Raw genomic sequence first — 21,421 nt, forward strand, 5'->3', positions numbered from 1 at the left:
GCCGGATGACCCGAACGTCTCCGGGCATATCCCCGTCGTGCGAGGCCGCGGCAACACGCGCGCGGCACCGCTACGAACTCAGGAAAACCCTGACTTGCGCCCGTCAGGACGGGGCAGTTGATGTTGATTGAACGAATCAAGATTGCTGCGGCGTCGCCGCCGCGCAATGCTTTTCTCACGCTCAACGAACCGAACACGAGGTCGGGAAAATGCAGACAGGGAAGAAAATCGCGGCGGTGACGGGCGCAGGCACCGGCATCGGACAGACCGCTGCGGTAGCGCTCGCGCAAGCCGGTTTCAGCGTCGCGCTGCTCGGCCGGCGCATCGATCCGCTACTCGCGACGCAAGAGATCATCGAGCGGGCCGGGGGCGTGGCAGCGGCGATTCCGACCGACGTGTCCGACGAAGCATCGGTCGACGCGAGCTTCGCACAGATCGCGCATACGTTCGGGCGCCTCGACGTGCTGTTCAACAACGCGGGCCGCAACGCCGGCGCCGTGCCGATCGACGATTATACGGTGCAATTCTGGAACGACGTGGTCGCGACCAACCTGACTGGCGTGTTCCTGTGCGCACGCGCCGCGTGGCGCCAGATGAAGCGCCAGACGCCGCAAGGCGGGCGCATCATCAACAACGGCTCGATCTCCGCCCACACCCCGCGCCCGAACACGATCGCGTACACGGCCACGAAGCACGCCGTCCTCGGCATCACGCGCTCGCTTGCCCTCGATGGCCGGCCGTTCAACATCGCGTGCGGCCAGATCGATATCGGCAACGCCGCGACCTCGCTCACCGAACGCATGGACAGCGGCGTGCTGCAGGCCGACGGCCGCATCGCGCCCGAGCCGCGCGTCGACGTCGCGCATGTCGCGAGTGCGATCGTGCAGATGGCCAACCTGCCGCTTGAAGCCAACATTCTGAACATGACGATCATGGCGAGCGCGATGCCCTTCGTCGGACGCGGCTGACCGCACGCGCGCCCGAGCACGGCAAGTGCGCCGGCGCAACCCCCATAAAAATAGGAGACGACATTGAAAACCGCAGAAGAGCAGGTTTCGGCCATGCGCGAGTTCGACGCGCACGCGGGCATCGCAACACGATCCCGGGTGCGCTACGGCGTGCTGTCGATGTTGCTCGTGGCAACGATCCTCAACTACGTCGACCGCTCGGCGCTCGGCATCGTCGCGCCCGCGCTGTCGAAGGATCTCGCGCTCACCCGCGTGCAGATGGGCGAGCTGTTCGCGGTGTTCGGCCTCGCGTACTCAATCGCGCTGCTGCCGGCAGGCGTGCTCGCCGACCTGCTCGGCTCGCGCGTAGCGTATGCTCTGTCGCTCGTCGGCTGGTCGCTTGCGACGCTCACGCAAGGGCTCGCGCACGGCTATCACATGCTGCTCGGCTCGCGGCTCGCGATGGGCGCGCTCGAGGCGCCCGCGTTTCCGTCGAACGCGCGCGCGGTGACGATGTGGTTTCCGGTCCAGGAGCGCGGGTTTGCGACGAGTGTGTACGTGATGGGCCAGTACATCGGCACACCGCTCTTCACCGGCCTGCTGCTGTGGATCTCGTCGGCGTTCGGCTGGCGCACCGTGTTTTTCGCGACGGGCGCGTTCGGCGTTCTGTTCAGCGTCGTCTGGTACCGGCTCTATCGCGATCCGTCGCGCCATCGCGGAGTCAATGCGGCCGAGCTGCATTACATCACCGAAGGTCGCCCGGTGGTGACCGCGCGCGATCCATTCGACTGGCGCATGGCGCTGCGTCTGCTCGGCTACCGGCAGATCCTCGCGATCTGTCTCGGCAAGTTCTGCAACAACACGCTGCTGGTGTTCTTCACGACCTGGTTCATGACCTATCTGGTCGAGGATCGGCACATGTCGATGATCAAGGTCGGCTTCTTCCAGGCGATGCCGTTCATCGGCGCGACGCTGGGCATCCTGATCGCCGGCTATTTGTCCGATCTTTGCATCCGGCGCGGTGTGTCGATGTCGTCATCGCGCAAGGCGCCGCTCGTGATCGGCACCTTCCTCGGCGCATCGATCGTGCTCGTCAACTTCGTGCATTCGAACGCGCTGGTAATCGCGATCCTGACCGTCGCGTTCTTCGCGCAGGGAATCGGCTCGATGTCGTGGGCGGCCGTGTCCGAGATCGCGCCGAAACGCTATGTCGGGCTCACGAGCAGCATCACGAGCCTCGCCGCGAATATCGCCGCCGTGACCACGCCGCTGATGATCGGCTACGTGACACAGCACACCGGTAATTTTTTCTGGGCGCTGAACCTGATGGGTGCGATCTGCCTCGTCGGCACCCTGTCGTATTCGGTGCTGCTCGGCAAGCTGTCGCGTATCGAACTCTGAACTGCACTCCTGCTGCCACCTGCCCTTGCGCGGACTCCCCAACCTGACGCCCCACCATCATGATCGAATTCAAATGGGATCACCTGCAACTCTGCTCGGCCGATGTCGAAGCGACGGCCGCCTGGTTCGCGCGCTGTCTGAACGCCGAAATCGTGCGACGCCCCGGTCGCGTTGACCTGCGGATTGGTGACATCAACCTGTTCATCACGGCGCTGCCGCACGCGCATTCGGCGATCAAGCCGGACGGTGCCCGCGTGCAGGGGATCGATCACTTCGGTGTGCTGGTTGAGAACCTCGATGCGGCCTACGCCCACCTCGTCGACAACGGTGCCGAGATCGCCCAGCCCATCACGCGGGTCCGCGCCGGCGTGCGCTGCTGTTTCGTGCGCGCGCCTGGCGACATCCTCGTCGAAGTGCTCGAGCGGCGTCCGGCCGAGATGACATTCAACTGAACCCGGTCTATAGTCGGCGCACGCGGTCACGCACCAGCCGCATCCTCATCACGACCCCCATGCAGAACTGGATCACCCTGACGGAAGCGGCACGGCGGCTCGGCGTGCGGGCACAGACCGTCTATGCGTACGCGAGCCGCGGTAGCATCGCCGTGATGCAGGATCCGGACGATCCGCGCAGGAGCCTGTATCGCGCCGAGGACGTGGTCGCACTGTGCCGCAAGAAGCAAGTCGGCCGCAAACGTGCGGCGCTGGCGGCCGGCACGATCTTCGGCGCCGAGCCGTGCATCTATAGCGGCATCACCACGTTCTCGAAGGGTCGCGCGTGGTATCGCGGCCGCGACAGCATTCAGCTCGCGGATAGCGCCACGCTCGAGGAAACGGCTGCGCTGCTTTGGCAGGCCACCACGCCCGTGTCGTTCGATGCGCCGGCGATCGTACTGCCGGCCGGCGAGCGCGATCGGCAATGCGCGTTCACGACGCTCGCGACGCTCGCCGCACACGGCCATTCGACGCTCGGCCGGCTCGACAGCGCGCTCCACATCGAGGCCGGGCAGCTCGTCGCGATCGTGTCGCGCGCGTTCGGCGCACATGACGATGCCGGCGCAGGCACACTCTGCACCCATCAGCGGCTCGCAGCCGGCTGGACCCTCGACAGCCGTGGCGCAGACCTGCTGCGCCGCGCGATGGTGCTGGTCGCCGACCACGAGATCACGAGCTCGGCATTCGCCGCGCGCATCACGGCATCGACCGGTGCTTCCCTGGCCGGCTGCCTGCTGACAGGGCTCGCCACGCTGTCGGGCCCGCTGCACGGCGACGCGTCGGGACGCGTGCGAGCGATGTTCGACGACGTGCAACGATTGGGGGCCGAGCGCGTCGTCGATCATCACCTGAGGTCCGCGATCCCGCTTCCCGGTTTCGGTCATCATCTGTACCCCGACGGCGATCCGCGCGCGGCCGCGCTGCTCGCGCGACTCGACCCGCCGGCCGAGATCGCGCACTTCGTGGACAAGGTTACGGCGCTCACCGGCCTGCGGCCGACCATCGACGTAGCGCTTGCGATGCTGTCGGTGCAGCTTCGGTTGCCCCGCGATGCGGCGTTCGGGCTGTTCTCGATCGCGCGCAGCGTCGGGCTGCTCGCCCACTGCATCGAGCAGTTGCGCGTCGGCAAGGTGATCCGGCCGCGCAGCCGTTACACCGGGCCGGCGCTCGACGATCGGCATCTGCGGCCCGCCGCAGACGACGATGGCAAATTACCGAAAGCCGGCGTGATCGATAAGAATCGCGTGTTCAAGGTGGTGGAGTAACCCGCGTGACGCGCCGCAGACCAAATTGAACGTGTCACCGTTTGCGAGGCAAAGTTGTCATCTGCCGCGGCCTGCGAAGACCGGTGTCAACTCCCCTGCGACGCCGGCAGCGGCAATCACGCGTTGTGCGAAATCTGAGTTTGAACGGGCAATGACAGCATAGTGATAAGGTTCCCTATCCTGCTGTCGCGTGCAGTTCCCGACGACAAGATCGGCACGCGACAGCGAAAGGCGTTTCTGGGGCGACGCGAACGACGCTGAACGACCCGTCGCTGCCGGTCAAGCACTTGTCGTCAATGTCGCTTTTTCATCGATTGCTGCACCTCGGCCGACGTAGCGGGACTCTCGCTGTTGGCCGCTGACCTGTCGCTGGCACAGTCCGGCTCAGGAGCTGACGCGCGGCCGGTCTGAAGGGCGAATTGGCACCGTCCTGCAGCCAGCACGCTAAGGCATTTGCCATTCACGCACTAGCTTTGGCTCTGTGCCAAGGTTGCGTCGTACATCTTTCTAAGGAGCGGCGTCACTAGTGCCAGAGTGGCCTCCCAGTCTGTCTCGATGAGCATCCCATACTTCTGCGTGAGGATCACTTCGCGGTCGAAAGAGAAGTTGGTTGGCGTCTCTAGGCCGACGATGAGCTGCATGCCGGTAGGCAGATCCTTCGCGATGAAGCTTAGAACGGCCGGAAGGTTGAGATCGTCTTGAGCCTGCTGGTTGGGAGAATCAATAACCACCGGGACGTCGTACGTACCCGACTTTCCCTGCACGGTACGCCAGATGGCGGCGTAATAAGCCAGTATGGACCGCGGGCCGCCGCTGCCCGAAAGCGAAGGACGCGACGCCAGTTGCATGTTCTTGGTCGGCACGGGATGCAATTGCAATGCAATACGACTGGCTGCATAGTGCTCGCGGAAATCCGTAAGGATTGCCTTCGTTCGTTTGAGCGAGCGAAGCTCGTTCATCTTAGTCTCAAGCGCATCGATGGTGAGAACCACGGCATCGATGCCAGCTTGTATCTGCTTGCGCTCCTCTTCGAAGGCCGCGAATGCGGACTCGGCGCCAAGGCTGCCGACGACATCCTTGAATTTCAGCTCTCCCTTGCGCGAGTCCAACAGACGGGAAATGCGCAAGTAGTTCTCGTTCAGTGAATTCAGCTCAGAGAATGCCTTGTGCGTCCGAGTACGAACCTCCGCAGCATCCTCTCGGAGCCGTGCGGCAAGCTCCCGAAGCACCCGAGCATCCTCGGCGAACTCCAGCAGGTCAAGGAAGGGCTTCTCATGCTCGGCGTGGCACGTGGGGCAAATGAGTGGATCTGCGCCTTCCTTAAGAAGATACTTCGCATCGCTGTCGTATGCAGCCAAAGCTCTTTCGGCAAGATGTATCTGATGATCCAGACTCTTCACGAGCTCTTGCTCACGGACGATAATGCTCCTAAGGCGCTCCTGTCGAGTGTTGAGCTCATTGACCTCTTTGGTGAGTTGCTCGATCTCTGCAGCAAAGTTGTCGGCGTTGACTTTGGGGCCTGTCAGCGGGACAGACTTGCTGAAGCGCTCGATGGTGCGCTCTAGCAGTTTGTATTCCCGACGGTGCTCCTCGAGCGCCTTGGCATGTTGGGACTTCTCTGCGCTGGCTGCGTAGTATTCAGGCGGGCAGACGCCAGTGAAGTATTCGAGAATTGGCTTGAACGGTGCGCTAAAGCGCTTCATACCACCGAAAGTGTTCCATTCAGCCTGCCAACTTCCGTCTTGGTTCACGTAGAACGGAGCGAAGAAGCATGCTGGGTCAGCGGGGACAACCTCTGCCTGTCTCTTGTCAGAGAAGACTAGGTTGAAGTCAGTTGTCTCGCAGAAACGCTTAGACCATTCGCCGAACTTAGCCGTCGAAATGAGCAAGTTGAACGTAGCGTCAAAAAGCGCGCGCCGGCCGTCCTGATGAAGCGCGAAGTAGCGCTTGTCATCAACAGAGAACTCAAGCAGCGAGACAGCGTTCTGGTCCCATTGTTCGAGCTTCCCTTGCGGCGTGGCGCCGAGCGTCTCAAACAGGCTCCGAATCAGCGTCGTCTTGCCGGTATGATTTCTGCCCACCAGCAGGTTCTTGCTCGGATGAAACTCCACGTGTCGAGCCTTGTGCTCCTGATGTGAGAGCAGCCAGATGTTTTTGAATCGGAAGCGATGCATAGTCTTTAGTTCTCAGGCTTCGGACGAGGAGTCTCAGTTCGGGTCCACGCATTTTGTTATGGCTCTCATGACGAACCGGGCTATCAGGTCGTGGTCGCGATGGGCGCTGAACTGGACCTTGAGCTCGGCTAGCGCGGCCTCGACGAACGGCCGCAACTTCGATGTGGGCGGGTTGGCCGCAATCCAGACATCGCTGAAATCGTCGATTTCTCTGGAGACGTCAGTTCCTCCGGTGAGTCGCTCCTGCTGGGCGCGCGTGGCTGCGACGCGCACAGACGAGATGGTCATGAAGTCCAGCCCTTCTGTTTGAAGCTGGTTCATCCAATCATTGAATAACGCATTGCGGTCAGGCACGGTCTCCAGCGCCGCCAGAGCTGCGACAAATGCGCTTTTGGAAAACCCACGCTCCTTGACGAGTTCGTTGAACGACAAGCAGGTGTCGGTTCGCCGAGTAAGGGGCGATATTTTCATTAGGAGCGATTCGACGAAGGCCTTGGCTTGGCCAGCGTGCCCGGGACTACGCTCGTTTAGCAGATCCAGCGCAGCTTCAATTGCAGGCGCATTGAGGTTATCCGGGTGTATGGCGACCTTCTGGAGCTTCATGCGGGCTAGGTCCGGCGGTAAGCCGCCGGGTGACAGCGAAGCTAAGGCGTCGGTCAAAAGCTGCACATGGTCAGTTGCTAGGTCAGCGAGCGAGCAAGCCATCGCCGTGGCCGTCGCCCCCCCGGTTTTAAGCGGGAAGTCGCAACCCTGATTCGAGAGGAATACGCCCTCTACCGGCAGAGCCGTGAAAGCGTTCAAGCTTAGGTGCAGTTTACCGAGAACCGATTCGGGGACCTTTTTGAAGTCGGGGGCCTTCGCCAACTTGGGTGGCGCAGCGTTTGCCTTAGCCGCCTTCGTCGAGGGGGCCGGCGGAGCCTTGGGTTCGACGGTGCCGGTTAGCACAGACCATGTCCAAGTGCCGGAATCCTTCTTCTTGACCTGGTAGACCTTCACCCGAGTCGGGGCTGTCACGGAGTCAAGCTCGGCAACATCCTGAACGGATTCGAAGAGGAGTAAGAAGTCCGGCTCACTCGCCTTCTCCAACTCCATCATTCGGAAGACGGCCCAGATGCGCGAAAAGTCGACGCCCTTGGCCCCGTGCCCGCCACCGGCCTCTGAGTATTTGGGATTGTTTGCAACGGACAAAAGCTCCGCCGCGCCGTTGATACTGCTCAAGCCGTCCTCCCCATTCACCTCCATTTACGCGGAGGAATTCTTGTGTTTAGTGCGTGCCATGGTATCGATGACCGATAGGGACATCGTAACGCATTGAAACGTACATTGTATTTGCAAAATGCAGATTTTCCACGCCTTGATCGGGAGGCAGTGGCATGAACATGGATTCAAGCTCAGCTCACTCCGAGAGCTCTTCCAAAGAACCCTTGGGGCAGAAGGCACGGGCTTTCCCGAGCGTATTAGTAAGCAATTGAGGCATGTGTGCCACGCGAAACGCCAAGGCGATTTTTCGTCCCTGAGCAATGTCTGTTCGAGCGCTAATAGCGGTGGACGCGACACGCCCTTCTCCTCATATTCCTCTATGCGTAATACTTGAAATTGTGCCGCCACTTTTCTGGTGGCAGTCCCGGATTGGCGAGCAGGATTTCGCCAACCCTGTCGGAGTACTTTACCGTGATAGGCTGCCCTTCGCCCAACTGGCACGCGTTGTAGTTCAACTTCGTAAGTCCGAGAATGTCTTTGGCAACTTGCACAATATCGGCGCCGCCGTGCTGGATGCTGATTGCCAAAGGAACTGGCACCTCAAAGCCATCGTAAGTCGCGATCCGCGGCTTGAAGCCGTTCGTGAACAAGAGTCCGTATCGCTCAGAGCGCTGCCAGAACACCCCACGCTGAACCGGATGTTGACCCCGCTTCGACACGTTTGGGTGTTCATCGTATCGATAGAGTCGTAAGCCACCACGGTCCTGACGAACCCGTATTGCGGTCAGCTTGACGCCTGGCGGACACGCGCGAAGAAAGCCAGTGTATTCTTCCGTGTCGATTCCAGAACGGGCATGCAGGAATATCTCCTTCAAAGGACGTCCATCCTCCTGCTTGTACGTCTCGATTGTGCCGCGAAGCAGCGCTTCGGCCTTGTCGGGCGGCAGATGAAATTCGCCGCGCTCTTTTGAATACCACGGACCGAACTCTCCAACAAAAACCACGCCGTCGCCGCTGTCAAGAAACATCTGTGCGGCACAACACGCGTTGCGCCCATCCTCCGTCAGCTTGTATGCAAGGCCGACATAGCACACTCCCTCCCGCGCCCACGGCGTTTTCCACGGCTTGGCGCCGCATTTATAGAAAACTGCTGTACCGAAGTTCCAGAGCCGGTCCGACAGCGGATTGGTCCCAGGCTCACCGTTTCGGACCGGTGGCACGATTCGTAGCGTCGATTCCTTAATAATCTGAACCGGCAGCTCGTGTGCCATCATTCTCGCCTTAAGCTGACGTCGAAAGTCGGGCGACAAGCCGCGAGCTTCCTCAAACTCGTCCATTTCCTGCAGTACATCCAGAACGGCCGGATCCTCGTCGTCGAACATACGGGTCTGACCGCTGTTGCGATCGTCGATCGCATCCTTGAGAAATTTTTCCTCGCGCCTGCTTCGGGCGGTATCACTGCGCTTTGCTAGTGCAACCGATGATTTCGGTCGACAGTTTTCGTAAACCTCATCGGGGACGACGCATACGGCAAGCGCCGGCCTCGCGTCGAGCTTCGAAAGCCGGCCAGTTGGCGCCATATACAGTCCCGCAACCGCATAAGCGCGTTCATATTTGTCCGTCTTGCGCGAGGCGTCCGACAGACCGGCAGCATCTACAAGGTATCGGCGGACCGGATTCGGCCATCGTGCGCCAAACGCAACGTCGAAGCCTGGAAATGGAGGCCACGCCCGGTGGCGCGCCGGATCAACACACGCTACAGAGGTATTCAGCGCAGCGCACCAATCGTTCCAGAGTTCGACCCCTTGAGCCGTGCCGATGACAATGTGGTCGGGCAACTGTGTACGCGGCTCTGCCGGCCCAAAGAGTGCGAGACCATCATGCGGGTCTTCGGCGGTCTGGCCATAGCCGAACTGAAGCAGGGGCTCGCCAAGGAAGTGAAATACGTCCGTCATAGTGCGGAAGCTCCGTCGCTCGAGGATGACGCATCACCGCCTTCCCCATCATCGTCATCGTCTAGTCGCTCGCGATACTGAGCGATCTCTTGGCCAATATCCGACAAGCCGGACAGCGCTAATACATCGAGACCGACCGGACACTCCCAACTGAGCGGCCGGGTCTGCATGATTACCGTGCGCCTCCCTTCACCTACCATCACGTGACCGGGTGAGGTCTCAAGGCCCTGAACTACGCCCAGCAGGCGCGCAAGCCATTGCTGGTTCCACCACGCTCTTGTGACGATCTTTCGACGCCGCCCGATTTCTTTTCCCTCGAACAATTCACCATCGAGTGTTGTGACACGCACGTAGACTTTGACAACCACGTTCCATGACCCATCAACGTCAAGCTGCGGGCGAAAAATGGGAGCTAGCTGGTAAAGGAACCGTGACGCGCGCTCCCCCCAACCTTTCGTGCGCTCGCCCGTAAGCTGCACACTTGTTGCGCGCCCATCGACATGCCGTATGGCCTGATTCCACTCACCCGACTCGCGCTCGGGAAAATAGAAAACTTTGCGGTCGTGGCAAAATCTGAGGCCTTTCTGTGCGCAGACCACCTGCAGACTGCGCCAAGCCAGTTCCTTTGCGAGATCCTGAGTCCGCTTGCCATCCCGCTCCTTCACGTGATGCCACAGGAATTCAGGTGTACGGTTCACCTTTATCGCCGGGATGGCGTTTTCCGGGGGCGGAGTGAAAGCAACAAGTCGGGTCGCGCCAAGTTCGACAAATGCCCATCGACTGCGGAGATCAAGCACTTGTGCTTCCGTAAGCGACCTACGAAGATCGAAAAGTAGCATCGATTCCGGAAGCTGAAGGGCGAACACATTCGCATAAACTGGCTCAGGTTTCGCGACGATCACCCGCGTCGGCAGGTAATCACGAAGGGCAATCTGACGCCCTCTTTCGCGATCCAGGCTTGGCTTGCTACCCAACGTACTTAGTCGAGCAAGAACCTGGTCCAGGCCAACGTTCCATGAATCCGTGAAGACGGCCGGAACCAATTTCGTCAATCGCGAAGGCATGTGTAAATCAGATGCCACGGCGACCGTGCAAGGTAGAACGAAATCCGTCTTGCTCGTAGCGAGCGTGCATCGTTCGACGAAGATACTGTCTGACAGGCTGGCAGTCGACACCAGCGGCAAGTATTGAAGTGCGCGAGCCTCAAGTAACGTTCGCACAGCATCGTCGGGGTGCTCCCCGGCAAGCGGTGCACTGCCATGACACCATGTCCGATATCCCGCAAGCGTCAGTCGACGGGCTAGCCATGTGGCAACGGCGTGATCTTCCCTCACATGATCAATCAGCAACGTATCGCGGCTCTCAGCGATTGACTCTCCACCGCGTTGTGGAAAGAACGGAGGCGCGAAGATGCTCGGGTGCTGCGCTATCAGATGACGCTGCGGTCCAACAAGTTGTACGCGCAGTCGCTCAAGGTCGAAGAGGTCAAGCGACCAACCGTACGTGTCGTTGACAAACTGATGTGCGAAATCTTTGTCCGATGCAGACAGCGCCTCCGTACAAACAAACACGAAGACATCTGGCGCATGACCCGTATCATGAACCCGCTTGCAATCGCTGCGGAGCTTTGCACGCCAGTCAGACCGGACCGTGTAAGCAAAGCTGATTTTACGGCCCTGACTGTCACTTCGGATGAGCGCGTCCCGGCCTTCGTCACCCGTCCCGCCAAGCGGATCTATCTCCAAGTATCCCAACCCCGCCAAAATAGCCGAGCTCAGTCGTTCGAAATCTCTGTAATCCGAGATGCACTCAAGACAGTAGGTTATCGGGTCAGCGGACATGGTGAAGTGAAGTTAGAAGGACAGCCTCGTCAGGTTTTATGTGTACGCGGATAATCTTTCCTTCCCAGACTAGCGAACACTCTCGCATCTGCGTGCCCGGTGCGAGAGAGGCCGGGCGCTCGACTCGGAAATAGAGAACGGCGCGTCACCAAGCGATCGAATTACAGAGCCGGCCTCCCCAAGCAACATAAAGGTGTGGTCTGCACCCTGTAATAAATAGTACGTCGCGTCGGATTTCGACGACTCCGCTGAGTTGCTTAGGATCACTGCTCGATAATATGAAAGCATCGCGCGACCTTCACACGCCCAAGCTTGCAGCTCCTGCGCAGCACGAGGCTGATCGCCGTACTGGTATGGCACGCGACCAGTGACTGCTAGATAGATTTTCGCGAAATTTTCGCGCCCCAAGCGACGCGGTTCGTCCAGAAATGCGCTGACGAAGAATGTGTAGCCAAAAAGAGCCGACTCAGCGGTCACGACAGCAAGCAGCATCACGAATGTCACACGCCGCATCGCGCGTCGTGGGCGAACGACATGTTCTCGTTCGGCAGTACGGCCGTGCCGCGCGCCGAGCACCTTCCACCGCCACCACACTTCGGATGCTCGTCGCGCTTGCGGCTCGAGACCTCGCGTCGCGATATAAGCCGCGACCGCGTAGCGCTGCCTCAAACCAATCTGATCGATACCGCTGCGGTACACGCGTCGAGCCCGCCGGCACCACCGCTTGAGCGGCAGGAATGGCCATCGCGCCATCATCCATTCAGGCACCGTCGCCATGACCCACATAATCAAAAACGGCGCCACTGCCGACAGCACCGGCATCATCCAGACACGTGCCACGGTCGCGCCTGCAAGCATGACATCGGATAGATCGCGTCGAAACATCAGGCCGGGTACTCCGGCCGCCTCTTCCCAGCCGTTCAAGTAGGAGCGGCCAACCACGTAGGCGAGGCCTGTGACTAAGGTCAATGCTAGCGCGCTCGCTTCGAACAAGTGCGCCGCGACATAGTTGCCGACTCGCTGCCCGATCGATCGTATTGAATCAGCCGCATCGGGCGAAGTCGGGCTGGAAGTGCTGTCGATATTCAATGCTGGGGCGTCCTTCATCAAGACGCCCCCTTATCGTCGAGCCGGGCACGGGCCGCGGCAATCGATTGGTGCAGCTTCGCCTGCAGCGTCTCGCGTGGCGGCAACACGGTGAGATACTCGGCGACGTGAATGCCGCTTTTGCCGAGTTCAAGCAATTCGATCTGTTCCTGTTTTTTCCCAGCGCACAGAATAATGCCGATCGGCGGCGCTTCATCCGGCTCCTGCTCGTGCTTCGCGAGCCAGCGCAAGTACAGCTCCATCTGACTTTTATACTCGGCCTTGAAGGCGCCGAGCTTCAACTCGATGGCGACAAGGCGCTTGAGCTTGCGGTTGTAGAACAACAGATCGAGATAGAAGTCGTCGTCGTCGATTGGCAGCCGCTTCTGGCGCGCGACGAATGTAAAGCCGGCACCGAGCTCCAATAGGAACTGTTCGATCTCGCGCAGAATCGCATCCTCGAGGTCGCGCTCAAGATAGTGGTCGTTGAGTCCGAGAAAGTCGAGGATGTACGGATCTTTCAGCACGAGATCGGGCGTCATCTGCTGTGCGTCACGCAGGTGCGCCACTTCGCGCCGGATCACTTCGTTGGGTTGGCGCGATAGTGCGCTGCGCTCGAACAACATCGACTGCATCCGCTCCTGCAACTGCCGCGACGACCAGCGCTCCAGGCGAAAGAGTTCTATGTAGAAGTCGCGCTTGAGCGAGTCTTCGACGTACATCAACATCTTCAGATGGGTCCAGCTCAATTCTCTCCGCAGTGCGGAGAGAATTGACTCGTCCGAGAACACCTCCGCCGCGCGGATGCAGTGGCGCAATTGCTGCTCGCTCCAGCCCCGGCCGTATTCGGCTCTCAGTTGCCGGGCGAGCGCAGGGAGGATCTGTTGTCCATAACCCGCGCGCTCACCGCCCAGCACATCATCTCGAATGCGACAACCAACCTGCCAATAAAGTAGGGTCAGTTCGGCATTGACGGCCGCCGCCGCTCGGGCGCGCGCCGAATCAATCATGTGGCGGATGTCGGTCAATAGGGATGCGGGGACGAGTTCGGTCATCTGGTCTTGAATGGAGGACTCGGCGGGCCGGCGCGCGCCAATAGGGGCCACGTTACCGGAATCTCAGCCACGGCGGAACCCTGCTGGGCGCTCCCCCAATTCTCTCCGCACTGCGGAGAGAATTCAGCCGCCGGCGCGCCGAGGCCCTTCCCTTTCGCCACGCTAAATGTGGGCGCTCGCAATTGAGCTTCAGCACCGTCTGAGACGAAGTCGCCTCGCCAACAGCCCCGCCCGGATCGAAGAACCTCCCGGCCCGCGTGTGACGCAATGGCCAATGAACCCGCCCACCGGCGCGTCGTCGCCGGCGCCAGAAATACCGGGGCGCCGAAACGGTGACGGCACCGCTTTTCGATCGCCGCGGTGTGGCCGCGCAATTCCCTACAGGGAGTACCGCGCACGCCGCGGCTTCGTCCATGTCCCGAAATGAAGGGTAACATAGCCCTGAATATGTTCCCCTTCAGTTCTCGCGATTGAGTGCCTCGATGCCAACGAGGTGTTACACGCTCCAGCAGATCTGTCACCGCTCCGAGTTGATTGGCCCATGCAGATCGTTGATACGTATCAGTGATCTTCAGCGTGAGAGGTCCGCCCCGCACAGGAACGTGTTGGCGCTCACCGAGATAACCTGCGATAAGCATCCAACTAATAGCCGACCGAACGGCCGATTGTGCAGACGTCTGCACTTTCTTCCGTGCAATTCTCTCTACCCGTCTGGCTGGCCGACGCGGCTACTAATCAAGGTGCGTTCACTGCATCTTTGAACGCCTTGCCGACACTGAACTTTTCCGTCTTCGCAGCCGCGATCGCTATCTCTGCGCCCGTCGTCGGATTTCTACCGGTCCAAGCGGCACGTTGCCCTTGCGAGAACGAGCCAAAGCCGACGAGCTGCACGCTGTCGCCTTCGCTAACGGCGCGCGTGATCAGATCCAGTATGGCCTGGATCGCCTCGCCGGCGGCAGATTTTGTTAGAAAGGCGTCTAGCCGTTAGGCGATTGGTCGCCGAATTCGACATTGCAGCGAGGGAGATCTACGGGCCGAGCCCTGGACACAAATGGCAGGCGCCACCGGCCCGCTACCGCGATCCCGAAACAGACGCGACGTGGAACGGCCGCGGCAGCCCACCGTCATGGATCAACTGCACGGATCAAGACTCGTTTGCCATCGACCGATAGGCCGGACTTGCGAGTCGATTCGGCACTGTATATATTTACAGTGCCGTTTTCTCTTTATGCCAGCGATCTCCCGATACTGGCTCGCCTCCGCCATGTACTCAGAACAGGACCAACCGGACGTTGATCTCGTGCAATACGAGCACGCCGTGCAGCGCGCGGCACACGATCTACAGCGCATCGTCGCCACGCTCGCGCAACGCTATCTCGATGCGTTCAGCCGCGCCGCCGACCCTCGCCTGCTCAGCTGGCACGCGTTGCTCGAAATCGAGGAGCAGGCGTTTTCCGATCTGGGCTTTCAGGGACGGCACGACCCGGCCGTCATCCGCGCGTTCGCTCGGTTGAGCGAGAGCCACCTACCGGGCGGCAATTCCGACGCCGCGGTCGACTGGGGCCGCGATGATTCGCACCTTCCCACCGTGTACGCAATCGTTCGGACGATGGTCCAGGCGAACTCGGGCAAGCGAGTATGAGCGACACGATGCTCGAGCGCTCAGCGCTGCACACCGCTCAGAAAGAAGACGAGTGGCGTGTAGCAGGGGACCATGGCTGGACCCACCCCGGTGGATGAACGATCGACCGAACCATAGTGTCGGGCGTTGACATTTTTCTGGTGCGGAACACGGACGGTAAGATGCACGGCCCGAACGGGAACACTGGCGCAGCAAAAATGGCGTTCCGCCGGCTTTGCATGTGACGAGGCATCCTCCCCTTCCGGTTGGACGCTCAGGCGCGAATCGCAGATTCGCGTCCGGTGGTGACGGGCAGACATTCAGTATATAAAGTACGTCATGAACCCAATCTCCGACTGGCTTTCCGCCCCGACCGATGCCTATCGGCAATGGCAGCACACCGAAGCCGCCGGCGCGGATCGACGCGCGTTCTCGCCCCGCTCGATCACTCAGCACGAAGCGATGTTCGAGCGCTTCATGCGACACCTCGCGGCCGCACGCAAAACGCTAGCCACCTTCGGCCCCGAGGATCTCGAATCGTTCTTTGTCGACCTCGACAACCGGTGCCAGCCCGGCACGACGACGCGCCTTCGGTACCAGAAGCTGATCGACCGCCTGTGTCGCCACCTGACTGACGTTGGCGTGCGGCAAACGAATCCCGCGTCCGCATTCGCGCTGGCTCAGGCCTGGCCCGAAGACGAACCGAATCCTGTGTATGTCCCCGAGGCCGACGACATTCGGCTGCAGGCGCACGTGCTCGACATCGACGGCATGGACGCCCGCGTACTGCGCAACCGTGCGATCGTCGCCTTACTGCTTGCCACCGGCATCACGGCGCAAGAGATCCGTTTGGCGAAGGCCGCCGAGGTCGACCTGTCACCTGTCCGTCCAAACATCGAAATCCCGAAGCGCGGCGCGCGCGATGCGCGTCGCATCGGTATTGCCGAGTTCGCCCTGCCAGCCCTGTCCCGTTGGTACACGCAGCTGGCGGCAACGGATGATGGCCTTCTCTTTCCATCACCTCGCGCCGGCGGTCCGATGAACGACGCGCTGCTCGGACTCGCCGTGCGCGACGAGCTGCTCGCAATCGATATCCGCCTGCCCGACATGAGTCCGCGGACCTTGCGCAACACTTACGCTCGCCGCCTGCTCATCGCGGGCCGCAGCAACGAGGATACGAGCCGGTTGTTGGGTCTCACTAGCCAGCGTACTGTTGTGCGACTGCGATCGACGATTCCCTCGTCCGGCGACGGCACCTGACCTTGACTTCGTCGGCCACTCGGTACGTTGAAGGGACCACCCATCGCGCTGGCTTTTCTTTCGATCGGAGATGCCGGATGCACCACAAGACGCCATACAGCGAACTCGACGACCTGCCCGCGGGCAAGGCGCTTGCCGATTTCGATTGATCGTCTCCGACGGCGACCAGCCGATCGTCGTCGTGCACATCGGTATATGCGCGACAATGGGTTTCTGGTCGGCGAGATTCTATGCGGTCTGATGATGGGTCGACGCAACCGTCACTTCCGAATTCCAGCCCAATCCAATACACGTTGGGAAGTCGTGGCCGGCACTGACGAGGATGCCACAGTGCACATGCGCGTCGCCCGCAGGCTCGCAAGCAATGTCCGACCCTGCCCGAGCTATGGAATGCACTGGTGATCCTCACGACTAACGCTCGCGGGCGAGTCCGGATTCTGTTGACTCCGCTCGTTGATCGCCGGCGCTTCAAACCTGCCAACATCGTCCGCTCGTGAAAGAATGCGGACCACACGCCTGACCTGCATGCGGCGGACCGTTTCCAAGATGAACGGAAAAACGAGGTCGAGTCATTGAGCGCCGTCTCGCCTTGCTCAACGTCGGCGCCGGTGAGAGGCCATGAAAAATGTCCGCTGTCAAGCTGCTTTTAAAGCTACGTGGTGAATGAATAGTCCAAGCTCGACAATGGCTTAGGCCACGTTCCCAACGTTTTGAGCCATTTGTCGCAAATGCCCTGGGTGCCGCATAGGTGCATCGCGACGGGAAGATTGGAAGTAATGGAGCCCACTCCTGCGTGAGCTATAAAGGGCTTCAGCGTCTCGAAATCGCGCTGGAGCACCTGCGGCGACCACCGATCATGCCGGCTTGCAGATACGCACGGTCATGCCCGCTAAGCGATACTGGACTGACGGATGGAAGTCGATCGGATGCCGTGATGGGCGTAGTCAAATAACAGTTGAAGTAGAAGCGCGCCGCGGCTGCGCGAAAGCTAGACATCGCGGACATGATGCCCCGCCGACTCTCTGGCAATCAAGATGAATTCACCGAGCGCTTACGCAGGAATTCATCACGCTCAACTGCCCCCAGTAAAACGGAGTGGTCGAGCGTGTGATCCGTACATTGAAGGAGCAATGTATGCGTCCGGCCAACACACTCGGAACCCTCGGGCTAAGGTGGCCAGGATGGAGTCCCGGCATTCGTCGCCAACGTGCTGCTGTCGGTGGCCGTCTTCACCGCGATGTTCACCGGCTACACCTACCTGGCCGATCTGCTGGAGCGGGTGGCCAACGTGCCGCCGGCACACGTGGGCTGGTGGTTGATGGGCTTCGGCGCCGTTGGCTTGGTTGGGAACTGGCTTGGTGGCCTTTGGGCGGACCGCTGGCGACGACTGCCGCATTCAGCGTGGTGCTGGCGGTCGGCATGCTGGCCACCTTGGCACTCGCAGCGCAACACGTCGGCTTGGCGATCGCCCTAGGCGTGTGGGGCATCGCGAACACGGCGCTGTACCCCATCTGCCAGATTCGGGTGATGAAGGCTGCGCCGCAGGCGCAGGCCCTGGCGGGCACGATCAACGTGTCTGCCGCCAATGGCGGGATCGCGCTGGGCGCGGTGATCGGCGGTGCCAGCATCGCAGCGTGGGAAGCCACAGCATGGCCCTGGTCGGCGCGGCGATTGCTGTGATTGCAGCCATCGCAGCGTTGGCACTGAGCCACTGGTTACGGCGGAGGCCAGCAGCGTCCAGCGTCCCCTGAATGCGGTCGGCATTTGCGAGTGTGCGTTGCTATCCCATACCTTCCAACTGAGCGCACGACCGCAAGTGAGCACGGTTTGAGGTCTCAGTAGCGGCACCGATGCGGATACAACCGGCCTTGCTGCGAGCCTAACTCTGACCAAACCCTACGAACCTACTCGCTGCTTTGTTTAGGCTTTGCGGAGACCGACCTGTTGTTGTTCCGCTGCTTCGACAAGTTGCGCCACACCGTTGGCTCGAAGTGCAGGCCGCGTTGGTCAGCCTCACGCATTCCTGCCGCCGCCACATCGCCAGGCAGGCGCACGGGCAGTGCTGGATCAACCGGCGGGTTGGCCAGGTAGTTATTTCCCAAGAACTCAGTCTGGTGCTCAAACGCAACGCGGCCGGCGAAGAATTCGGGGTTTAGCAGTTGCAGAAAGACGTTGCTGCCGCTCCATTGCTGCGGGCGATCAATTTGAAACTCAACCCGCCCGGCAGGTTGGCTTGATTTGAAGCGTTTCGATGGTCCAGCCCGAAGTCTCACTTCATAGGCGGCTCATATACGGGTGGAAACCAACAGCCCGCCGGCTGATACCAAATCTTTAACGTCATCCACGTCTATCAAGGCAGCCTTGCCAATATCCACCATTCGGACCGGTATCGATGTTTGCTGCAGCATTCCCTTGGCCCCCTGATCACCATCCAGATTCCGCATTTGAGAGAACAAAGCAGATGGCACGATGACTGGATGTCCGGGCTCCTCCCCGTCCGATCCTCGCACCACCACACCTTCGCTCGCCTGAAAAGCGGACAAGAGCTCATTGAGATGAGAGAGGTGGCCGCGCTCGTTCGGACAGGTTTTCGATATTTTTAAGTGGAATGTCCGAGGCAGTCATGCTGCCGATTTGATCGCAGGCAGCGTCGCGAAGTATGCCTCATCCGGCGTCTGATCCGCCAGGCTCGAATGGGGCCGTTTCCGGTTGTACAACTCGATGTATTCGCCGATGGAACGCCGGGCATGGCTGACCGACTCGTACGCTTTCAAGTAGACCTCCTCGTACTTGACGCTGCGCCATACTCGCTCGACGAACACGTTATCGCGCCAACTTCCCTTGCCGTCCATCGACAGCCGGATGCCCCGACCCAGCACGGCCTCGGTGAACGCACCCGCCGTGAACTGGCTACCCTGATCGGTGTTCACGATGTCCGGCAGCCCGTAACGGGCGAACGCTTCTTCCAGTGCTTCGACGGCGTGCACGGCTTCCAGCGTGATGGCGACCCGATGCGAGAGTACCTTGTGGCTCGCCCAGTCCACCGCCGCCGTCAGATACACGAAGCCGCGCGCCATCGGAATGTACGTCGTGTCGAGTGCCCACGCCTGATTGGCCCGCTCGATCTTCAGGCCGCGCAGCAGATATGGCCAGATCTTGTGCTGCGCGTTGCGGCGGCTTGTGTTCGGCTTGCAGTACAGCGCCTCCACGCCCATGCGCTTCATCAGTGTGCGCACGCGACGGCGACCAACTTCATGGCCTTCCCGGCGCAACAGGCGCGCCAGCATCCGTGCTCCGGCAAACGGAAACTCCATATGCAGTTCGTCGATTCGTCGCATCAGCAACAGATCGGCCTCGCTGACCGGCTGTGGTCGGTAATATGCGCTCGATCTCGCGATGCCAACCAGCCGCGTCTGATGCGAAACCGGCAGCGCATGCCTACGATCGATCATCGCTTTGCGCTCAGCAATCCCGACTTGGTGAGCGCGCCGCTTAAAAAATCATTCTCCAGCGTCAATTGGCCAATCTTCGCATGCAGCGTTTTCACATCCACCGGTGGCTCGCTCGACGGCGTGCCCGGCGAGCCGAACACATCGGCCGCGCGCTCCTGCAACTGCCGCTTCCTTTCCGTGATCTGGTTCGGATGCACATCGAACTGCTGCGCCAGTTCACCCAGCGTCCGCTCGCCCTTGACCGCTGCCAGCGCCACCTTCGCTTTGAACGCCGCTGAGTGCGTCCGTCGAGTTCTCTTCGTCATTTCCTCGGTTCCTTTGCCGGCATTATCGCTGGCTCAGGCCCCGGCCAAACCACTTATCCGACTGTCCGAATTTGCGCGGCCACCTCTCTTTCGTAAGGGCTGAATCTAGCTCACAGGTTTTAAAGGACAGCGTTCCGGAATTGTCTTGGAAGCGAATTCCAAGACTGACTCCGGCCACTGCGTGTGCCTCTCAAACTGCGAGTTAAGCTTTAACTTAAATGGATTTAAAGTTAATTTCGCGCACGAACAGCAACCGACTCTAGATGGGTGAGCAGATGCTGCCCGGCGCTAAAACCAACCGGGTTTCGGCGTAAATTTAGATCCAGTTCGGGGTGGATTCTTTGGAGTAGCGTTCGCCAAACGCGCCTTCGGGGAGAATTTCCCTGACTCTGGAGAGGTCCTCCTGCGTGAGCAAGAGGTTTGCAGCACCCACATTTTCCGCAACACGTTCCGGCTTGCGAGACCCCGGGATCGGGACAATGTCCTCGCCCTGAGCCAGCAGCCAGGCAAGCGCGAGCTGCGAGACCGTTGCACCCTTTGTGGCTGCCAACTCGGTCAACTGGCGGACAGCATCGACATTCTTCTCAAAGTTGCCTGGTTGCCAGTGAGCAGCGGTGCGACGGTAGTCATCCTCCTCGTATTCGGCGGCCGGTTTCGCTGCGCCAGTCAGGAAGCCGCGACCGAGCGGTGAATAAGGGACGAGCCCGATGCCAAGTTCGCGTAAGGTCGGGAACAAAACTTCGACGCCTCGTTCGAACACCGAATACTCCGTCTGAAGCATCGCCACCTCCTGCACCGCATGGGCCCTCTTCATGGTCTGTACGCCAACTTCGCTTAGACCAAAGTGCTTGACCTTGCCCTCGGCAATCAGATCCTTGACAGTACCGGCGACATCTTCGATGGGCACATTCGGATCTAGCCGATGCTGATAAAAGACATCGATGTGATCGACGCCGAGATACCGCAAACTGTTCTCGGCGACTTCGCGGATATGCTCCGGTCGGCTATCGACACCCCAAGAGCGGGTGAACCCAAACTTAGTCGCCAACACGACATCGTCTCTGAAGCCCTTGACCGCACGTCCGATGAATTTCTCGTTTTCGCCCCAGCCGTAAACTTCTGCGGTGTCGAAAAATGTCACGCCTAAATCGTAGGCTTTGCGGATCGTGGCAAGCCCGGCGTTTTCGTCAGCGGCTCCATATGCAAGATGAAAGCCCATGGCGCCGTAGCCGATGGCGGAGACTTCGGGGCCGTTCGTACCCAGTTTGCGCTTTTGCATGCTGTACCTCATTTGTGTGTAATCAGTCTAGAGCACGAGCAGACCTTGCCAGTTGTCTGAAGGTCCTGAAAAGTTGCCCATTCCTA

The 21,421-nt window shown here is 60.3% G+C and carries 18 protein-coding genes and 1 pseudogene; 8 read left to right on the forward strand and 11 right to left on the reverse strand.

The features are described from left to right. The first annotated feature begins 209 nt into the window (after positions 1–209). From NQV17_RS26415 to NQV17_RS26430, 4 genes are all read left to right on the forward strand, one after another. On the forward strand, positions 210–968 hold the full coding sequence (locus NQV17_RS26415; RefSeq protein WP_257774516.1) for an SDR family oxidoreductase: 759 nt from the start codon (positions 210–212) through the stop codon (positions 966–968). A 93-nt stretch (positions 969–1,061) separates the two neighbouring features. Then, positions 1,062–2,348, forward strand: a complete 1,287-nt coding sequence (locus NQV17_RS26420; RefSeq protein ID WP_257774582.1) for an MFS transporter — start codon at positions 1,062–1,064, stop codon at positions 2,346–2,348. Positions 2,349–2,407: 59 nt separating this feature from the next. Next, positions 2,408–2,800 carry a VOC family protein gene (locus NQV17_RS26425; RefSeq protein ID WP_257774517.1) on the forward strand — a complete coding sequence of 131 codons (393 nt, stop codon included), beginning with the start codon at positions 2,408–2,410 and terminating at the stop codon, positions 2,798–2,800. 59 nt (positions 2,801–2,859) lie between these two features. Then, entirely contained in the window at positions 2,860–4,107 is a 1,248-nt protein-coding gene (locus tag NQV17_RS26430; RefSeq protein WP_257774518.1) for a citrate synthase family protein, read from the forward strand. 467 nt (positions 4,108–4,574) lie between these two features. Here NQV17_RS26430 and NQV17_RS26435 read toward each other — a convergent pair whose 3' ends face one another. From NQV17_RS26435 to NQV17_RS26465, 7 genes and pseudogenes are all read right to left on the reverse strand, one after another. Then, positions 4,575–6,281: a hypothetical protein gene (locus tag NQV17_RS26435; protein WP_257774519.1), complete on the reverse strand. Its 1,707-nt coding sequence runs from the start codon at positions 6,279–6,281 to the stop codon at positions 4,575–4,577. 33 nt (positions 6,282–6,314) lie between these two features. Further along, on the reverse strand, positions 6,315–7,499 hold the full coding sequence (locus NQV17_RS26440; RefSeq protein WP_257774520.1) for a DUF4297 domain-containing protein: 1,185 nt from the start codon (positions 7,497–7,499) through the stop codon (positions 6,315–6,317). Positions 7,500–7,858: 359 nt separating this feature from the next. Further along, entirely contained in the window at positions 7,859–9,436 is a 1,578-nt protein-coding gene (locus NQV17_RS26445) for a hypothetical protein (protein WP_257774521.1), read from the reverse strand. Next, on the reverse strand, positions 9,433–11,277 hold the full coding sequence (locus NQV17_RS26450; protein ID WP_257774522.1) for a hypothetical protein: 1,845 nt from the start codon (positions 11,275–11,277) through the stop codon (positions 9,433–9,435). The genes NQV17_RS26445 and NQV17_RS26450 overlap by 4 nt, the downstream gene beginning before the upstream one ends. 69 nt (positions 11,278–11,346) lie before the next feature. Next, complete coding sequence (locus NQV17_RS26455; RefSeq protein ID WP_257774583.1) at positions 11,347–12,384, reverse strand: hypothetical protein; 1,038 nt, start codon at positions 12,382–12,384, stop codon at positions 11,347–11,349. Further along, positions 12,384–13,418: a YhcG family protein gene (locus tag NQV17_RS26460; RefSeq protein ID WP_257774523.1), complete on the reverse strand. Its 1,035-nt coding sequence runs from the start codon at positions 13,416–13,418 to the stop codon at positions 12,384–12,386. The genes NQV17_RS26455 and NQV17_RS26460 overlap by 1 nt, the downstream gene beginning before the upstream one ends. A gap of 735 nt (positions 13,419–14,153) precedes the next feature. Further along, positions 14,154–14,384: pseudogene (locus NQV17_RS26465) on the reverse strand (HU family DNA-binding protein); the annotation flags it as partial. A 26-nt stretch (positions 14,385–14,410) separates the two neighbouring features. On the opposite strand from NQV17_RS26465, the gene NQV17_RS38095 reads away from it, so the two are divergent. The 4 genes from NQV17_RS38095 to NQV17_RS37960 all read left to right on the forward strand — a co-directional run bounded on the left by NQV17_RS38095 (position 14,411) and on the right by NQV17_RS37960 (position 17,979). Further along, entirely contained in the window at positions 14,411–14,590 is a 180-nt protein-coding gene (locus NQV17_RS38095; RefSeq protein WP_374692751.1) for an H-NS family nucleoid-associated regulatory protein, read from the forward strand. A gap of 56 nt (positions 14,591–14,646) precedes the next feature. Then, positions 14,647–15,060 (forward strand): DUF2471 domain-containing protein, encoded by a 414-nt coding sequence (locus NQV17_RS26470; RefSeq protein WP_257774524.1) that lies wholly within the window; start codon positions 14,647–14,649, stop codon positions 15,058–15,060. Positions 15,061–15,378: 318 nt separating this feature from the next. After that, complete coding sequence (locus NQV17_RS26475) at positions 15,379–16,299, forward strand: site-specific integrase (RefSeq protein WP_257774525.1); 921 nt, start codon at positions 15,379–15,381, stop codon at positions 16,297–16,299. A 1,365-nt stretch (positions 16,300–17,664) separates the two neighbouring features. Next, positions 17,665–17,979: a hypothetical protein gene (locus NQV17_RS37960; RefSeq protein WP_308237122.1), complete on the forward strand. Its 315-nt coding sequence runs from the start codon at positions 17,665–17,667 to the stop codon at positions 17,977–17,979. 224 nt (positions 17,980–18,203) lie between these two features. On the opposite strand, the gene NQV17_RS26490 is transcribed toward NQV17_RS37960, so the two are convergent. The 4 genes from NQV17_RS26490 to NQV17_RS26505 all read right to left on the reverse strand — a co-directional run bounded on the left by NQV17_RS26490 (position 18,204) and on the right by NQV17_RS26505 (position 21,335). Further along, on the reverse strand, positions 18,204–18,572 hold the full coding sequence (locus NQV17_RS26490) for a hypothetical protein (RefSeq protein ID WP_257774526.1): 369 nt from the start codon (positions 18,570–18,572) through the stop codon (positions 18,204–18,206). A 12-nt stretch (positions 18,573–18,584) separates the two neighbouring features. Further along, positions 18,585–18,842 (reverse strand): hypothetical protein, encoded by a 258-nt coding sequence (locus tag NQV17_RS26495; RefSeq protein WP_257774527.1) that lies wholly within the window; start codon positions 18,840–18,842, stop codon positions 18,585–18,587. Positions 18,843–18,920: 78 nt separating this feature from the next. Continuing rightward, a protein-coding gene (locus tag NQV17_RS26500; protein ID WP_374692752.1) for an IS3 family transposase occupies positions 18,921–20,056 on the reverse strand; the annotation gives its coding sequence in 2 pieces (ribosomal slippage) (positions 18,921–19,792 and positions 19,792–20,056; 1,137 coding nt in all). A 316-nt stretch (positions 20,057–20,372) separates the two neighbouring features. Next, positions 20,373–21,335 carry an aldo/keto reductase gene (locus tag NQV17_RS26505; protein WP_257774529.1) on the reverse strand — a complete coding sequence of 321 codons (963 nt, stop codon included), beginning with the start codon at positions 21,333–21,335 and terminating at the stop codon, positions 20,373–20,375. Positions 21,336–21,421 lie beyond the last annotated feature (86 nt).

Origin of the sequence: Burkholderia sp. SCN-KJ, assembly GCF_024656005.1 — a bacterium.
Taxonomy (GTDB): domain Bacteria; phylum Pseudomonadota; class Gammaproteobacteria; order Burkholderiales; family Burkholderiaceae; genus Burkholderia.

What these genes read in the sequence shown, in the direction of transcription:
- NQV17_RS26415 (WP_257774516.1), top strand. Translation starts at nt 210, where the DNA reads ATGCAGACAGGGAAGAAAATCGCGGCGGTGACGGGCGCAGGCACCGGC.
- NQV17_RS26420 (WP_257774582.1), top strand. Translation starts at nt 1,062, where the DNA reads ATGCGCGAGTTCGACGCGCACGCGGGCATCGCAACACGATCCCGGGTG.
- NQV17_RS26425 (WP_257774517.1), top strand. Translation starts at nt 2,408, where the DNA reads ATGATCGAATTCAAATGGGATCACCTGCAACTCTGCTCGGCCGATGTC.
- NQV17_RS26430 (WP_257774518.1), top strand. Translation starts at nt 2,860, where the DNA reads ATGCAGAACTGGATCACCCTGACGGAAGCGGCACGGCGGCTCGGCGTG.
- NQV17_RS26435 (WP_257774519.1), bottom strand. Translation starts at nt 6,281, where the DNA reads ATGCATCGCTTCCGATTCAAAAACATCTGGCTGCTCTCACATCAGGAG.
- NQV17_RS26445 (WP_257774521.1), bottom strand. Translation starts at nt 9,436, where the DNA reads ATGACGGACGTATTTCACTTCCTTGGCGAGCCCCTGCTTCAGTTCGGC.
- NQV17_RS26450 (WP_257774522.1), bottom strand. Translation starts at nt 11,277, where the DNA reads ATGTCCGCTGACCCGATAACCTACTGTCTTGAGTGCATCTCGGATTAC.
- NQV17_RS26455 (WP_257774583.1), bottom strand. Translation starts at nt 12,384, where the DNA reads ATGAAGGACGCCCCAGCATTGAATATCGACAGCACTTCCAGCCCGACT.
- NQV17_RS26460 (WP_257774523.1), bottom strand. Translation starts at nt 13,418, where the DNA reads ATGACCGAACTCGTCCCCGCATCCCTATTGACCGACATCCGCCACATG.
- NQV17_RS26470 (WP_257774524.1), top strand. Translation starts at nt 14,647, where the DNA reads ATGCCAGCGATCTCCCGATACTGGCTCGCCTCCGCCATGTACTCAGAA.
- NQV17_RS26475 (WP_257774525.1), top strand. Translation starts at nt 15,379, where the DNA reads ATGAACCCAATCTCCGACTGGCTTTCCGCCCCGACCGATGCCTATCGG.
- NQV17_RS26505 (WP_257774529.1), bottom strand. Translation starts at nt 21,335, where the DNA reads ATGCAAAAGCGCAAACTGGGTACGAACGGCCCCGAAGTCTCCGCCATC.